The sequence below is a fragment of the Vicinamibacterales bacterium genome, assembly GCA_035699745.1.
Taxonomy (GTDB): Bacteria; Acidobacteriota; Vicinamibacteria; order Vicinamibacterales; family 2-12-FULL-66-21; genus JAICSD01.
This window is the reverse complement of sequence record DASSPH010000022.1, coordinates 36,251-50,245: the sequence shown is the minus strand read 5'-3', so window position 1 is coordinate 50,245 and position 13,995 is coordinate 36,251. Positions and strand designations below refer to the sequence as shown.

The following is a 13,995-nucleotide window of genomic DNA, read 5'->3' as shown; positions in this document are numbered from 1 at the left end:
CGTGCAGCTCGCCAGGGTGATCGGCGAAGTGGTGGCGACGATCAAGGACGCGAACCTCACGGGCACCAAGCTGCTCGTCCTGCAGCCGCTCAACGCCGCCGGCGAGGCGGCCGGGCGCACCCTGGTCGCGCTCGATTCCGTCGGCGCCGGCGTCGGTGAAAACGTGTTCTTCGTCCGCGGCCGCGAAGCCGCGTTCCCGTTCTATCCGGTCGAGCCGCCGACCGACGCCTCGATCGTCGGCATCGTCGACCACTGGAACGCGGAATCCTGATGCAGATCTGCCGCGTAGTGGGGACCGTCGTCGCGACGCAGAAGAACCGGAAGCTCGAAGGGGCGAAGCTGTTGCTCGTGCAGCCGCTGTCGCTCGAGGGGCAGCCGCGCGGCACGACGCTGCTGGCGATCGATTCGGTGGGGGCCGGCGTGGGCGAGCGGGTGCTGGTCGTGATCGAAGGGAAGGCCGCCGGCCAGGCGCTCGGCAGGAAGGCGGCCGCGGTGGACGCGGCGATCATCGGCATCATCGACGCGGTGGAGACGGGAGCATGAACGAAGACGCGCTGCGCTCGATCATCCGCGAGACGATCGCCCGCGTGTCCGCGCGGGGCGGCGACCCCGTGGTGCAGGACGAGCCCCGCCTGCTTCACCTGACGCCGCATCCGAGCAGCTATCAATATGCGCTGCCGCCCTCGGACGGCCCCTGCATCATCGAACCGGGCGTCGCCTGCAACCACTGCGGGTACTGCCAGACGCACGGCCATTAGGCTCCAGTCGTTGGGACGAGTCCTTCTCACCAGGCGCGTACCTTCGTCCGTTCTCACCCTGCTCGAGGCGCAGCACCGCGTCGACGTCTATAGCGGCCCCGGCGCGATCCCGCGCGAGGAGCTGATCCAGAGCGTCGCCGACACCGACGCGCTGATCTGCGTGCTGACCGACAGGATCGACCGCGCGCTGCTCCAGGCCGCGCCTGCGCTGAAGATCGTGGCCAACATCGCCGTCGGATACGACAACATCGACCTGCCCGCCGCCGCGAAGCGCGGCGTGATCGTGACCAACACGCCAGACGTTCTCACGGAAGCCACCGCGGAGCTGACGTGGGCGCTGATTCTCGGGATCGCGCGGCGCGTCGCCGAGGGAGACCGCCTCGTCCGTGCGGGCCGCTGGAAGGGGTGGGCGCTGGACTTCATGCTCGGAACGGAGCTGCGCGGCAAGCAGCTCGGGATCGTCGGCCGCGGCCGGATCGGACGCGCCGTGGCGGCCAAAGCGTCCGCGTTCGGGATGAAGGCAGTGTTCGCGAAACACGACATGCCGTTCGATGCGCTGCTCGTCTCCTCCGACGTGATTTCGATTCACGTGCCGGGGACGCCGGAGACCAGGCATCTCTTCAACAAGAAGACCTTCGCGCGAATGAAGCGTTCCGCGTTCCTCGTCAACGCCGGGCGAGGATCCGTCGTCGACGAAGAGGCGCTCGTGTGGGCGCTGAGCGAGCGCCTGATCGCGGGCGCGGGCCTCGACGTCTACGAGCGCGAGCCGGAGGTGCACCCCGGACTGCTGCAGTTCGAGAACGTCATCCTGGTGCCGCATCTCGGCAGCGCCACCCGCGAAACGCGGACCGCGATGGCGGAGCTCGCGGCCCGCAACGTGCTCAGCGTCCTCGCCGGCTCCGAACCACTCACCCCGATTGCCTCGTAAGCCCGTCGCGGCGCCCGTCGATCTCGTCATGCGCCGCCTGACGAAGGCGATCGACGGTCTCGACCAGCCGGCGGTCGAGAAGGTCGCGAAGGATCAGCAGGAAGATCCGTTTCAGGTGCTGATCGCGACGATGCTGTCGGCGCAGACCAGGGACGCGGTGACGGCCGCGGCGTCCGAGCGGCTGTTCCGCGTCGCGCGCACCCCTCGCGAGATGGCGAAGCTGCCCGAATCGCGGATCGAGAAGCTGATCTACCCCGCGAGCTTCTACCGCAACAAAGCGGTCCACGTCCGCGAGACGTGCCGCCAGCTCGTGACGCGCTTCGGCGGCCGCGTCCCGGCGACGATGGAGGAGCTGCTGACGCTGCCTGGCGTGGGACGGAAGACGGCGAACCTGGTGCTGATTCTCGCGCACGCGAGCACCCAGAACATCTGCGTCGACACCCACGTGCACCGCATCTCGAACCGTCTCGGCTGGGTGGGGACGCGGACGCCGGACGAGACCGAGCACGCGCTGTACGGCGTGGTGGCGCGCCGCTGGTGGCCGCTGGTGAACCTCTACCTCGTGACCTGGGGCCAGAACGTCTGCCGTCCGGTGTATCCTCTGTGCCCGCAGTGCGTGCTCGTGGACGTTTGCCCGAAAATCGGCGTAAGGAAGATCGGCAAGTTGGTGAAACCATGAGAAGACTTGTTGCGGCCCTCGCGGTATCGGTGGTCTGGCTGGTGTCTGTCTCCGCCCAGCAGAAATCTCCGGGCGCCGGACGCGTCATCGTGCTCGAGACCGCGAAAGGCACCATCGAATTCGAGACTTACCCCGAAGAGGCGCCGAAGACCGTGGCGCGGATCGTCGAACTGGTGAAGAAGAACTTCTACAACGGGCTGCGCTTCCATCGCGTCGATCCCAACTTCGTCGTCCAGGTCGGCGATCCCGTCACGCGGGACGTGAGCCGCCAGGCCTGGTGGGGACGGCAGGGCAGCGGCAAGCCGATCGGGGTCGGCGAGATCACGAAGAAGCGGCGGCACGGCGTGGGCGCGGTGGGGATGGGCTACTCCGGCAACCCCGCTGATGCCGACAGCCAGTTCTACATCACGCGGCGCGTGGCGCCGGAGCTCGATGGGAAATACACCGTCTTCGGAAAAGTGCTGAAGGGCATGGACGTGGTCGCGAAGATTCAGCGCGGCGACGTTCTCAAACGAGCTTCGGTGAAGGAGTAGCCGGCAGGATCTTCACCAGTCCCTTCAGGTCCGGGTAGCGCCGCACGAACGTCTCGGGGTACTCGCCGTCGAGCGGCTGCCCGAGCTTGTTCTTGATCGTCGCGGCGTTGGCGACCGATTTCGCCGAGAAATGGTTGTTGGCGTAGAGATACGCCTTCTTCACCTTCTCGACCGCCTCTTCCGCCGCGTCGACGAACGGTTCCAGCTCCGCTTCCGAGTAGAGATAGTTGTAGCGGTCCTCCGACTTGTCGTGCGTCCACCACTGCGCCGCATTGCGGCCGTGGAGCCGCAGGTAGAAGAACGTCTTGACGTTGGCGCGCCGGTCCTGGCGGATCGAGGTCTTGAACTTGGGCTCGTCGATCTGCACCAGCGCCGCGCCGTACTCGGCGAGCAGATCCATCGTCTCGCCAGGGTCGTCGCTGAAGCTCCGATGGCGCAGCTCGACCGCGACGTCGTATTCGCGGAACGCGTGCAGCAGCCAGGCGAGATAATCGCGCGAGCCCGGTTCGTTCTTGAAGCTGGCGGGGAACTGCGCGAGCAGCGCGCCCAGCTTCCCGGCGCCCGCCAGCGGGTCGAGCACGGCGCGGAACTCGTCGACGTCCTTGCGATCGACGTCCGCCGGATCCCTGCCGGTCGCCTTCAGGAACATCTCGGGATGGGTGAACTTCTGAAACAGCTTGAGCGAGAACTCGAAGTCCTTCGGCGTGCGCTTCGCCCATTCTTCAGCCGTCTTGACCGCCGGGATGCGGTAGAAGGTCGAGTTCACCTCGACCGTGTCGAAGTGCTCCGCGTAGAACGTCAGCTCGTTGAACTCCTTCGGCTTCTTCTCGGGATAGAAGACACCCTTCCAGGTGCCTTCGCCCGACGGGTAGCTCCAGCCGGACGTGCCGACCCGGATGCGCCCCTCACGCGCCATACGCCGTCTTGTCGAAGCCGAAGGTCGCTCTGGAACCGCGAACCAGGATGGGCCGCTTGATCAGGTTCGGGTTCTCCATCATCAAATCGATCGCCTCCTTCTTCGACGCGGGCAGCGGCCGCGCTTTGAACACCGGACTGCGCGTGCTCACGAAGTCGAGGAAGCGCTGCGCGTCGACGTGCTGCTCGAGGAAGGCGCGGCTCGGCGGGTTCTTGTTGATGTCGATCTGCTCGACGGCGATGTTGCGTTCGTCCAGGAAACTCCTGGCGTTCCTGCACGTGGTTCAGGTGGGTTTGGTGTAGAAGACCGGCTTCGCCATGCCCCTATTGTCCTATCTGAGAGGGGTCAGCACACCGTCCTTCTTCACCGCGAGCCGGATCGGCCGCGGCGGACCCTTTCGCGGCAGCGTCACTTCCGCCCACAGCTCTTCGCCCGGTTCGCGGATCGAGGGGTCGGGAATGTGCTCCGGAATGAAGAACGCCAGCTGTTCGTCGCCGTCCTTGACGCGGAGCCGCACGTAGCGCCCGCGCAGCGGATCGTCGGGATCGACCGGGACCACCTGAACCCACACGCGCGGCCGCATGGCGCGGTCGATCAACAGCTTGGCGCCAAGGCTGGCGGTGAGCGCGACGTGCAGCGCAGCGACGACGAGTCCTTTGACCAGCGGCGTCATCGGTCCTCGCGGGTGCGCGCGACCAGCTGCCGGCGCATGCGTTCGAGCGCCCAGCCGCCGCCGAGAAACAGCAGTCCGAGGATCAGGAGCGCGGCGGACCGTCCGAGCTTGTCCATCACGCGGGAGAAATAGAAGGCGAGGACGGTCACGGCAAAGCCGGCCGCGCCGAGGTTGATCCGTTCGACCCGGCCGTCGCGGACGCCCCAGGCGATCAGGCCGACCGCGCCAAGCGCCCACCAGCCGAACGTCGCCACGCCGCGATCGAGACCGGGCACGAACACCATCGCACCCACCCAGACAGCGGCGATCGCGTTCGTCCAGGCGTCGCGCCCGCGCAGCGCCGCCGCCAGAAGCAGCGGGGCGGCGAAGGCGATCGTCCAGCCCGCGATCCACAGCAGCGTGAGGTCAGGCCGCGGGTCGTTCGGCGAGCCCATGTTGACGCCGGCGAACACGACCGCCGCCATGGCTCCGCCGACGCCGCCAATCCACATCAGCATGCGCCGCGAGCGCGTCGCCTTGTCGGCGGCGACGGCGCTCAAATACGTCAGCGCCAGCAGGAGCGCTCCCGATGTCGCGACCTCGGCGGCGTGGCCGACGCCGATGATCCCGAGCCGCGCTCTGTCCTCGATGGCGAGCATCCATTCGCCCATCAGCCATGCCGGCACGAGTACCGCGACCAGCGCCAGTTGCGCCGTGTGCCGCAGTACCGCCCAGGCCAGCGCCGCGCCAGCCGCCCAGAGCATGATGCCGCCCGGCCAGTGTTCCTCGAGATTGAAGATCTGCCCGCTCAGCGCGATCCCGGCGCCGAGCGCGACGGTGCCGATGCCGTGCAGCGCCTGCGACATCGCGGGGAACGGCTCTGCCGCAACCGCGCCCGCGACGTGGAAGATGGACACCAGCAGCAGAACCAGCCCGAAGCGGCTCGCCGGTGACAGCGCGTCCCAGTTGGCCGCCACGAAGAGCAGGATGCCGCCGGCGATCATCACGGCGCCGAAGGCGAGCGCAATCAGGATCGGCCAGCGCAGGCGGGTCGATCCCGCGCGCGACTGCTCGAACGCCTGAATCCGCGCCGCCGTCTCGGCGTCGATCACGCCGGCGGCGCGCCAGCGATCGACGTCGCGTCTCCAGTTGAGGTCCATGCGGCCACACGGATTCTACGCCGTATCAGCGGTAAAATAGATGGTTCGGCGGGCCATGCTGACGGTCAACGAGATCTTTCATTCGATCCAGGGGGAATCGACCCACACCGGGCGTCCGTGCGTCTTCGTCCGCCTGACCGGCTGCGACCTGCGCTGCTCGTGGTGCGACACCCCGTACGCGTTCACCGAAGGGCGCAGGATGACCGTGGACGACGTCGTCGAGCGGGTGCGCGAGTATGGCTGCGACGTCGTGGAGATCACCGGCGGCGAACCCCTGCTCCAGAAGGAGGTCTACCGCCTGATGGAGCGGTTGCTGGACGACGGACGCACCGTGATGATCGAGACCGGCGGGCACCTGAGCGCCGACGCCGTGCCGGCCGGGGTGGTCCGCGTCATCGACATCAAGTGCCCCGGCAGCGGCGAGTCGGCGAAGATGCACTGGCCGAACCTGGAGCGGCTCCGCTCCTCGGACGAGCTGAAATTCGTGATCAAGGATCGCGCCGACTACGAATTCGCCCGGGACGTCGTCGCCCGCCACGATCTGCTGGCGCGGTGTGCGGCGGTGCTGTTCTCGCCGGTGCACGGCGTGCTCGAGGCGAAGCAGCTCGCCGAATGGATTCTCGCCGACCGTCTTCCGGTGCGTCTGCAACTGCAGGCCCACAAGTACATCTGGGCGCCGGATACGCGCGGCGTTTGATGCCGGCGAATCATCGATCGTCATGAAGCGCGGCGCCGTCGTTCTGCTCAGCGGCGGACTCGACTCGTACACCGCCGGCGCGATTGCCGGCTCGGACGGCTACACGTTGTACGCGCTGACCGTGCACTACGGCCAGGTGCACGCACATGAGATCGAGTGCGCCCGCCGGGCAGCGGCGGCGCTGGGCGCGGTGCGCCATCTGGAGCTCGACGTGCCGCTGTCGCGGATCGGCGGATCCGCGCTGGTCGGGGACGGCGTCGTTCCGAAGGATCGCCCGCTCGAGGCGGCAGGCATTCCCTCGACGTACGTCCCGGCGCGCAACACGGTGCTGCTGTCGCTGGCCATGGCGTGGGCCGAGGTCGCCGGCGCCGAGGCCATCGTCATCGGCGTCAACGCGCTGGACTACTCCGGCTATCCGGACTGCCGTCCCGAGTATCTCGAGGCGTTCGAACGGCTCGCCGCGCTGGCGACGAAGGCGGGGGCCGAAGGACGTCCGCTTCGCATTCTCGCGCCGCTGCTGCACCTGTCGAAGGCGGAGATCATCCGGCGCGGCCTTGCGCTCGGCCTCGACTACGCGCTGACGTCGAGCTGCTACGATCCCGGCCCGGGCGGCCGCCCGTGCGGCCGCTGCGACAGCTGCCGGATCAGGGCGAAGGGCTTCGCCGAGGCGGGCGTGGTGGATCCCGTGTCGGTTTAATCGAAGGAGTCGAAGGACGACGAAGGTGGCGAAGGAGCGTCCGGCGGCCGGGTCCGTGGTGGATCCCGTGTCGGTTTAATCGAAGGAGTCGAAGGACGACGAAGGTGGCGAAGGAGCGTCCAGCGGCCGCGTCGAAGGAGTCGAAGAGCGAAGGTCGAAGGTGTCAAAGGAACAACGAGTCGAAGGAACAAGGACTTCGACCGCCAGATGAGGAAATGGTTAACCTTCAACCTCCGACCCCTTCGACCAGCGAAGATGTGCTCCTTATGAGGGAATAGTTAACCTTCGACCTTCGACCCCTTCGACCAGCGAAGATGTGGCTCCTTATGAGGGAATGGTTAACCTTCGACCTTCGACCCTTCGACCAGCGAAGATGTGCTCCTTATGAGGGAATGGTTAACCTTCGACCTTCGACCCCTTCGACCAGCGAAGATGTGCTCCTTCGAGCTCCTTCGCCTCCTTCGCCTCCTTCGACTCCTTCGATTAGAGAGACAGCATGACTCAACGCCTCTATTACGAAGACCCGTACCTGCGCGAGTTCGACGCGGCGCTGGTCGACACCGTGTCGCATGACGGGCGCACTGCGCTCGTGCTCGATCGGTCCGCCTTCTATCCGACCTCGGGCGGGCAGCCGTTCGACGTCGGCATGTTCGGCGACGTGCGCGTGCTCGAGGTCGTCGAGGCGGACGACGGGCGGGTGCTGCACGTGGTCGATCGGGCGCCCTCCGCGACCCGGCTGCACGGCACGATCGACTGGCCGCGGCGGTTCGATCACATGCAGCAGCACACCGGGCAGCACGTGCTGTCCGCGGCGTTCGCGCGGCTGTTCGACGTCCGGACCGAGAGCTTTCACATGGGGCTCGAGTACTCGACGATCGACCTGGCGCGCGAAGTCTCGGCCGCGGAGATCGCCAGGGCGGAAGATGAGGCCAACCGCATCGTGTGGGAGGATCGTCCGGTCGCGATCAGGTTCGCCGCCGCCGCGGAGGCAGCCGCGCTCGGGCTGCGCAAGGAATCGAAGCGCGGCGGCATGCTGCGGCTGATCGACGTGGAGGGCTTCGATCTCTCGGCGTGCGGCGGCACACACGTGTCACGCACCGGAGCGATCGGCATCGTCGCGATCTCGGCGGTGGAGCGCGTCCGCGGCGGCTCGCGCATCACCTTTCTGTGCGGCGGCCGCGCGCTCGCGGGATTCCACACCCTCCGCGATGCGGTCGCCGGCAGCGTACGGGCGCTGTCGGTGCTGCCGGCGGAACTGCCGGCGGCGATCGAGCGGCTCCAGTCGGAGGGGAAGGATCTGCGCAAGCAGATCAAGGATCTGCAGACGAAGGCGGCGGTCCACGAGGCCGATGCGCTGGCCGACGCAGCGGAAACGATCGGCAGCGCACGGCTCGTTGCGGCGGCGCTGCCCGGATGGGATGCGGCCGGCCTCAAGAGCATCGCATCCCGCGTGGTCGAACGCCCGGGCCACGTCGCGGTGCTGCTGGGCAGTCCGTCGCCGGCCCCGCTCGTGGTTGCGCGAGCCGGGGACCTGCCGCTGGATGCCTCGGCGGTCTTGCGCGGCCTCGTCGAGCGGCACGGCGGCAAGGGCGGCGGCCGCCCCGAGCTGGCGCAGGGCGGCGGCCTGACGGCACCCGCGGACGCGATCCTTCAGTCGGCGCGCGAGCTGACTAGAATAAGCAAGTGACGCGGTTCATTGCGCTGTTCGTCGCGCTGGTCGCCGGGGTGGCGGCCGCGGTGTGGTATTACCGCGCGCCGGCGAACGGCGTTCCCGCGCCCATCGTGCGCAACGACGATCGCTGGATCGAGGCGCTGCAGAGCCGCTCGCCGAAGGACGTCGAGGAAGCGACGGCGCAACTGGAAGAGCGCGGCACCGCGGCGCTGCCGGTGATCCGCCAGACGCTTCAGGATCCGGCGGCGGAGCCGGCCAGGAAGCAGGCGGCGCTGAAGGCGACGGCGATTCTCGGCGCCCGCGCCGCCGACGCGCTGCCGGATGTCGCGGCGGTCCTGCAGGAGCCGGAGTTCGCGCCGGAAGCCGCGCTCGCGCTCAGCTTCATGGGGTCTCCCGCCGTTCCCGCGCTGCAGGAGGCCGTCAACGCCAGCAACGAAATCGTCCGGCGCGAGGCGCTGCGCGCCCTCGGCAAGCTGCGCGAGCGCGCGTCGATCGATCCGAAGATCGTGGTGCCGCTGCTGCTCCGCGCCGTCGACGACCCGGACCCCGCCGTCCGCAACGTCGCCGTCACCTACCTTGGCATCGTCCGCGACGATCCCGCCGCGGAAGTGAACGGACTGATCAAGGCGCTCGCGGACGAAAGCCCCGAAGTCCGTCAGGCTGCGGCCGCCGCCCTCGCCGAGTACGGGGCGCTCGCCGAGCGGGCCATCCCCGCCTTGAAGAAGGCGGCAAGCGATCCCGACGAAGACGTCAGACGGGAGGCCGGACGCACGCTGGTTCACCTCGCCGAGATCAAAAATCGCTGAAGGGATCGGGGAAAGCGGCAAGCTGCAAGCGGGAAGCTGAAAGCCGGAAGCCGGAAGCCGGAAGCCGGCAGCTGAAAGCTGGAAGCGGCAAGCCGCTCGCCGTTCAGCGAACCGTGTGGTTCGCGAGCGTTTCCACCGCCAGGTCGGTCATCCAATTGATCGTGGCGGCCGGTGCGGTGAAGTTGTTGGCGAGAATCGAGAACGCCAGGAGCTCACCGTCGCGGGTTCGGACATAGCCGGACAGGGCGCGGACGTTGGAGATCGATCCCGTCTTGGCGACCGCGTTGGCTTCCGCCCGCGTGGCGCGCATACGGGTGGACATCGTGCCGTCCTTGCCGGCGATCGGCAGCGTCGCCAGGAACGGGTCGCGGTGTTCCGGGTCGGTGTGGAGCCGCTCGAGAAGCGTGACGATCGCCGCCGCGGTGACGTAGTCGTAGCGCGACAAACCGGATCCGTCCGCCTGCACGTATGCGCTGTCTGCGATGCCCCACGCGGTGAACACGTCCGCCGCGGCCCGCCGGCCCGCGGCGGCGCTGCCCGTCTCGCCTCGTGCTGCGCCCACCGCCTTCAGCAGCGTCTCGGCGTAGAGGTTCTGACTGACTTTCATCATCGTGGTCGCGATCTCGCGCAGCGGCGGCGAGAGCGACTCGTGCAGCACGCGGCGCGGCTGCGGGACCACGTCCGGCGGCCGCTCCCTGAGATCGACCGGCAGCCCGCGGACCGGTATGCCGCGCTCCATGAGGGCGAGCAGTACCGAGTGCGCGAAGTACTTCGTCGGCGTGACGACCGCGACATCGCGCGAGACCGGCCCCGCATCGGCGGGGATCGAACCGCTGACCTCGAGGTAGTTGTCGTAGGTTCGCCGCTCGAGGGTGATGTTCGTCCGCGACCCCGGGTCGCCGGTGACCACGCGATAGAGCAGGCCAAGGCCGGTGCCCGGCGGCAGCTGCATTTCGGCGGGATCCCCCGGCTTCGCGCCGGCCCGGATCGAGACCGCGGCGATGTTCTCGTTGTATTCGAGCGCCCCCACCGGCGCCGCGTAGCCGGCCTCGAGATAGTCCCACGCCCAACCCTGGCCGAGCCGGCGATCGTCGAACGCGGACGCGTCGCCGACGATGCCGCCGTCGATTTGCCTGACCCCTGCGCCGCGCAGGGCGGACGCCCACTCGTCGAACACCGCGGCGGCGCGGCGGTTGCGGCTGTTGATCGTCGGGTCGCCGGTGCCGCGGACGATCAGGTCCCCCTTCAGCACGCCGCCCTCAATCGACCCGGTCGTTTCGAGCGTGGTCTTGAAGCGGTAATCCCACCCGAGCGTTTCCGCCGCCGCCGCGAGGGTGAGGATCTTCATGTTCGACGCCGGCATCATCAGCGTCGCGGCGTTGCGCGAGTACAACACCCGGCCGGTGTCGAGCGATTTGACGTGGACGCCCCAGAGCGCGTTGCGGGTGAGCGGCGCGTCGAAGACGCGGTCGAGGTCCGCGGCAAGCGTGCGTTCGGCGCCCGGGTTGATCCTGACGTGCGTGCCGGGCGAGGCGTGAGCGCAGCCGGCGAGAAGGACGGCGCTCAGACAGACCGCACGGACTGCGCGCATCGCCTATTTCAATGCGTCGAACGCTTTGATGATGCCGTCCAGGGTCGAGGCGTCGATTTTCGCCGCCGCCGTGTCTCCTTCGCGCCGGGCGAACGCGTCCGCCCCCTTCCTCGCGAACGTGACCTTTTCCTCTTTCTTGCCGTCCTCGAACTTGAGCGTGGCGACGATCTCCGGCGCGTCGAGGCCGGCCGCCGCGAGCTTCGTCTCGAAGCCGTTGGCGCGGGTGCCGGTCAGCGCCGACAGCAGCGCGTCGACCTTGGCGGCGTCTGCCGCCCTGGCGGCCGGCGTCACCTGCTTCCACACGTCCTTGTCCTTCTCGAACGCGAGCGTCCGTCCCTGGCGGGCGACTTCAATCCGCGTCGTGTTGAAGGCGCGGGCGTCGAACAGATCCTTGATGCGGAACTCGTCGGGCGCCTTCTTGAGGTCGTCGGCGAGGCCGCTCTCGACCGTGAAGATCAGCGGCCGCGAGAGATCGCGCGCGTAGACGGTGCCTTCCGCGGCGCTCTTGCCGATGGCGAGACCCGCCTGCGAGCTGCCGGAGGTGACGCGCACCGTGGCGGCCGGTTTGTCGAGCCCGAACCTGGCGAGCAGTTTCGGATCGCTGGCGTCGCCGGCTTCGATCGACTTCATCGGCGACGTGTTCAGCCGCCCGATGATCCCTTCCACGGCGCCGAAATCGGCGCGCGCCTCGATCGGCGAGGTGATCCGCCAGTCCGCCCCCTGCTTGACGAAGGTCACCGTCCGATCGGCGGTCTGCACCTCGACGCGTTCCACCTTCTCGCGATCGAGCTTGAGCACGGTCTTGTCGCGCAGGTCGAACGTGCTCTTGTTGAACGTCGTCTCGAGGAAGGACGACACGAGGAACACGCGCGGCGACGAGGGCAGCCGCGCATACATGTCGCCGCCGGTGGGTGTCTTGTTGCCGAGGAGCAGCGTCTGTTCCTTGCCCGCCGCCTTGAAGGCGACCGTGACGTTGGCCGGCTCCAGCCCGTACTCCTTGAAGTCGCTCGCCTGCTCGTCGACGACCCGCTGCACCTCCAGCGACGCCAGATTCGACGTGATCCCGGAGAGCTCGGCCTCGTCGGCCGGCGCCGCCGCCGGCGCGGTCACCTGCCATGCCGATCCCTGCTTCTGTACCGTCGTCTTTTCACCCGCGGCCGAGGTCACCGTGACCTGCTCGATCTTGTCGGCGTCGACGCCGGCGAAGACCTTTTCCTGCTTCGATCCGGCGTCCGGCGCGCGCGTCGAGTCGTACCAGAGGAAGCCGCCCAGCGCGGCGGCGACGGCCAGCAGAACCACAAAGGAGCGGAGGCCCTTCATCTAGCGCCTCCGCCACCAGGTCTGCACGCCGGCGAGGATGACCAGGCCGGGCACGATCAGCACGGTGAGATAGAAGATCAGCCGCTCCTGATCGGCGGTGAGCGTGATGCGGCGGTCCTCCGGATCCTTGGCGCGGATCGAGATGAGGTTCTCCTGCTGCGCCAGCCAGTTGACCGCGTTGAGGAACAGGTCGCGGTTGCCCTGGACTCCGAGCGCCGCGTTGCTGGCGAAATCGGAGTCGCCGATCGCGACGATCCGCGCCTCGACCTGCTTGGGCGTTTCCCCCGGTTTCGGCGGCTCCTTCGGTGCCGGCGCGTTCGTCGCCGGTCCGGTGACCGCGACACCGAGCGAGACCGGCCCCGGCTTGTCGCTGCCGTCCATCTTGGCGGGCTGCCCGCCGCTCAGGCTCTTGAGGTCGGTCTCCGCCCAGCTGCGCGGCCCGGTTTCGATCAGCTTCTGCGCGGTGCGGCCGTTCGCGCCTCCCTCGATCGGCGCGATCGATCGCGCCAGCGGATACGCGGTGAGCAGGCTGAACTCCTGCGTGATCGCGTGCGCGGGATAGCTCGCCGCCACCGGCACGGATTCGTCGGTGCCGATCAGGCGCCCCATGCCGCTGACGTCGAGCACGATGTCGTTCGGCGAATCGATGCCCCAGTCCTTGAGCAGCGCCTGCAGCTGCGCCGGCTGCGGGGAATCCGGTTTGAGCACCGGATCGAGCATCACGAACAGCTTGCCGCCGCGCGCGAGGTAGGCCTTCAGCAGATCGATTTCCGGGGCGAGGAAGTCGGTGCGCGGGCCGGCAATGACCACCACGTCCGCGTCCGCCGGCACCTCGGTGGCCTGCGCCAGCACGAGCTTTTCGACCACGAAGTTGTCCGAGGTGAGGGCGCCGCCGATGCTGTTGTAGCCGCTGCGCTCGGCGCTCACCGTGTCCTTCTCGCCGTGCCCCTGCGTGAAGTACACCTTCGGCTGCCGCCCCTGGATCACTTTGATCAGTCCGTTCGTCAGCTCCTGTTCGCTGTCGGACGTCACCTTCTCCTTCCGTCCGGCGTACTCGAACACGACCGTGCCCAGCTGCGTGATGCCGTCGGCCTGGGCCAGCGCGGGGCGCTTCTCCGGGTCGATGTACTCGACGTTGACCTGCTTGGAATGGTAGGTGTACTCGTCCAGCCGGTCGCGGAACCGCTCGAACTCCTGGCTGCGCGCGAACACGCGAATGCGCACCGGCTCCTTCAGGTCCTGCAGCACCTTCCTGCTCTGGTCCGAGAGCGAGAACTGTCGCGCCGCGGTGAGATCCCAGCGCTTGTTGTACTTGTTGCTCAGGTAATTGATGGCGACCAGGATGCCGAGCACCACCAGCACGCTGGCCGCCGCAAGCGACCCGTAGCGCGCCTGTCGTCCGGAGAACGACTGGCCGATCTCGCGCCACTGACTGAGGATGTACAGCAGCGTGCAGACCAGGCCGGCGATCGCCAGGCCGTTGTAGTACTGCTGGTATTCCGGCTTGAGGAAACGGATCGCGACGGCGGCGAAGACGAGGGCGACGCCGAGCCAGCCGAGCAGGCCGAGGATGCGCTTCAACATGG

At 68.1% G+C, this 13,995-nt stretch carries 17 protein-coding genes; 10 read left to right on the top strand and 7 right to left on the bottom strand.

Features of this window, described 5'->3' with window-relative positions; genetic code table 11:
* Position 1 precedes the first annotated feature (1 nt).
* Genes VFK57_04385 through VFK57_04360 form a run of 6 tightly spaced genes read left to right on the top strand, consistent with a single transcriptional unit; the run spans position 2 to position 2,898 of the window.
* Entirely contained in the window at positions 2-271 is a 270-nt protein-coding gene (locus tag VFK57_04385; protein ID HET7694923.1) for a EutN/CcmL family microcompartment protein, read from the top strand.
* Positions 271-543, top strand: coding sequence for a EutN/CcmL family microcompartment protein (locus VFK57_04380; protein HET7694922.1), 273 nt, complete (start codon positions 271-273; stop codon positions 541-543). Before VFK57_04385 ends, VFK57_04380 begins: the two co-directional genes overlap by 1 nt.
* On the top strand, positions 540-758 hold the full coding sequence (locus VFK57_04375; protein HET7694921.1) for a hypothetical protein: 219 nt from the start codon (positions 540-542) through the stop codon (positions 756-758). Before VFK57_04380 ends, VFK57_04375 begins: the two co-directional genes overlap by 4 nt.
* A 10-nt stretch (positions 759-768) precedes the next feature.
* On the top strand, positions 769-1,686 hold the full coding sequence (locus VFK57_04370; protein HET7694920.1) for a D-glycerate dehydrogenase: 918 nt from the start codon (positions 769-771) through the stop codon (positions 1,684-1,686).
* 28 nt (positions 1,687-1,714) lie between these two features.
* The gene (gene nth, locus VFK57_04365) at positions 1,715-2,365 is read left to right on the top strand and encodes an endonuclease III (GenBank protein HET7694919.1); all 651 of its coding nucleotides are present in this window, start codon (positions 1,715-1,717) and stop codon (positions 2,363-2,365) included.
* On the top strand, positions 2,362-2,898 hold the full coding sequence (locus tag VFK57_04360; protein ID HET7694918.1) for a peptidylprolyl isomerase: 537 nt from the start codon (positions 2,362-2,364) through the stop codon (positions 2,896-2,898). Before nth ends, VFK57_04360 begins: the two co-directional genes overlap by 4 nt.
* Here the strand turns inward: VFK57_04360 and VFK57_04355 are convergent.
* The 4 genes from VFK57_04355 to VFK57_04340 form a co-directional block, all read right to left on the bottom strand.
* Positions 2,873-3,814, bottom strand: a complete 942-nt coding sequence (locus VFK57_04355; protein HET7694917.1) for a DUF72 domain-containing protein — start codon at positions 3,812-3,814, stop codon at positions 2,873-2,875. The genes VFK57_04360 and VFK57_04355 overlap by 26 nt on opposite strands.
* Entirely contained in the window at positions 3,804-4,040 is a 237-nt protein-coding gene (locus tag VFK57_04350) for an ArsC/Spx/MgsR family protein (GenBank protein HET7694916.1), read from the bottom strand. The genes VFK57_04355 and VFK57_04350 overlap by 11 nt, the downstream gene beginning before the upstream one ends.
* A 105-nt stretch (positions 4,041-4,145) precedes the next feature.
* Positions 4,146-4,487, bottom strand: a complete 342-nt coding sequence (locus tag VFK57_04345) for a GDYXXLXY domain-containing protein (GenBank protein ID HET7694915.1) — start codon at positions 4,485-4,487, stop codon at positions 4,146-4,148.
* Positions 4,484-5,626, bottom strand: coding sequence for a DUF2157 domain-containing protein (locus VFK57_04340; protein ID HET7694914.1), 1,143 nt, complete (start codon positions 5,624-5,626; stop codon positions 4,484-4,486). The genes VFK57_04345 and VFK57_04340 overlap by 4 nt, the downstream gene beginning before the upstream one ends.
* A gap of 40 nt (positions 5,627-5,666) precedes the next feature.
* Here VFK57_04340 and VFK57_04335 point away from each other — a divergent pair, with 40 nt between their 5' ends.
* The 4 genes from VFK57_04335 (at position 5,667) to VFK57_04320 (ending at position 9,498) form a co-directional block, all read left to right on the top strand.
* On the top strand, positions 5,667-6,323 hold the full coding sequence (locus VFK57_04335) for a radical SAM protein (protein HET7694913.1): 657 nt from the start codon (positions 5,667-5,669) through the stop codon (positions 6,321-6,323).
* A gap of 22 nt (positions 6,324-6,345) precedes the next feature.
* Entirely contained in the window at positions 6,346-7,020 is a 675-nt protein-coding gene (queC, locus tag VFK57_04330) for a 7-cyano-7-deazaguanine synthase QueC (protein HET7694912.1), read from the top strand.
* Between the two features lie 496 nt (positions 7,021-7,516).
* Entirely contained in the window at positions 7,517-8,707 is a 1,191-nt protein-coding gene (locus VFK57_04325) for a DHHA1 domain-containing protein (GenBank protein ID HET7694911.1), read from the top strand.
* The gene (locus tag VFK57_04320) at positions 8,704-9,498 is read left to right on the top strand and encodes a HEAT repeat domain-containing protein (protein ID HET7694910.1); all 795 of its coding nucleotides are present in this window, start codon (positions 8,704-8,706) and stop codon (positions 9,496-9,498) included. The genes VFK57_04325 and VFK57_04320 overlap by 4 nt, the downstream gene beginning before the upstream one ends.
* Before the next feature lie 103 nt (positions 9,499-9,601).
* On the opposite strand, the gene dacB is transcribed toward VFK57_04320, so the two are convergent.
* From dacB to VFK57_04305, 3 genes are read right to left on the bottom strand one after another with little or no spacing between them, the layout of a single operon-like run.
* Positions 9,602-11,089, bottom strand: coding sequence for a D-alanyl-D-alanine carboxypeptidase/D-alanyl-D-alanine-endopeptidase (gene dacB, locus VFK57_04315; protein HET7694909.1), 1,488 nt, complete (start codon positions 11,087-11,089; stop codon positions 9,602-9,604).
* Between the two features lie 3 nt (positions 11,090-11,092).
* Positions 11,093-12,409 carry a DUF4340 domain-containing protein gene (locus VFK57_04310; GenBank protein HET7694908.1) on the bottom strand — a complete coding sequence of 439 codons (1,317 nt, stop codon included), beginning with the start codon at positions 12,407-12,409 and terminating at the stop codon, positions 11,093-11,095.
* Entirely contained in the window at positions 12,410-13,993 is a 1,584-nt protein-coding gene (locus VFK57_04305) for a Gldg family protein (protein HET7694907.1), read from the bottom strand. It abuts the gene before it with no gap.
* Positions 13,994-13,995: the final 2 nt, after the last annotated feature.

Excerpts from the sequence above, each read along its gene's own strand:
- VFK57_04380 (HET7694922.1), top strand. The coding sequence starts at position 271 with ATGCAGATCTGCCGCGTAGTGGGGACCGTCGTCGCGACGCAGAAGAAC.
- VFK57_04375 (HET7694921.1), top strand. The coding sequence starts at position 540 with ATGAACGAAGACGCGCTGCGCTCGATCATCCGCGAGACGATCGCCCGC.
- nth (HET7694919.1), top strand. The coding sequence starts at position 1,715 with ATGCGCCGCCTGACGAAGGCGATCGACGGTCTCGACCAGCCGGCGGTC.
- VFK57_04360 (HET7694918.1), top strand. The coding sequence starts at position 2,362 with ATGAGAAGACTTGTTGCGGCCCTCGCGGTATCGGTGGTCTGGCTGGTG.
- VFK57_04355 (HET7694917.1), bottom strand. The coding sequence starts at position 3,814 with ATGGCGCGTGAGGGGCGCATCCGGGTCGGCACGTCCGGCTGGAGCTAC.
- VFK57_04345 (HET7694915.1), bottom strand. The coding sequence starts at position 4,487 with ATGACGCCGCTGGTCAAAGGACTCGTCGTCGCTGCGCTGCACGTCGCG.
- VFK57_04340 (HET7694914.1), bottom strand. The coding sequence starts at position 5,626 with ATGGACCTCAACTGGAGACGCGACGTCGATCGCTGGCGCGCCGCCGGC.
- VFK57_04335 (HET7694913.1), top strand. The coding sequence starts at position 5,667 with ATGGTTCGGCGGGCCATGCTGACGGTCAACGAGATCTTTCATTCGATC.
- queC (HET7694912.1), top strand. The coding sequence starts at position 6,346 with ATGAAGCGCGGCGCCGTCGTTCTGCTCAGCGGCGGACTCGACTCGTAC.
- VFK57_04325 (HET7694911.1), top strand. The coding sequence starts at position 7,517 with ATGACTCAACGCCTCTATTACGAAGACCCGTACCTGCGCGAGTTCGAC.
- dacB (HET7694909.1), bottom strand. The coding sequence starts at position 11,089 with ATGCGCGCAGTCCGTGCGGTCTGTCTGAGCGCCGTCCTTCTCGCCGGC.
- VFK57_04310 (HET7694908.1), bottom strand. The coding sequence starts at position 12,409 with ATGAAGGGCCTCCGCTCCTTTGTGGTTCTGCTGGCCGTCGCCGCCGCG.
- VFK57_04305 (HET7694907.1), bottom strand. The coding sequence starts at position 13,993 with ATGTTGAAGCGCATCCTCGGCCTGCTCGGCTGGCTCGGCGTCGCCCTC.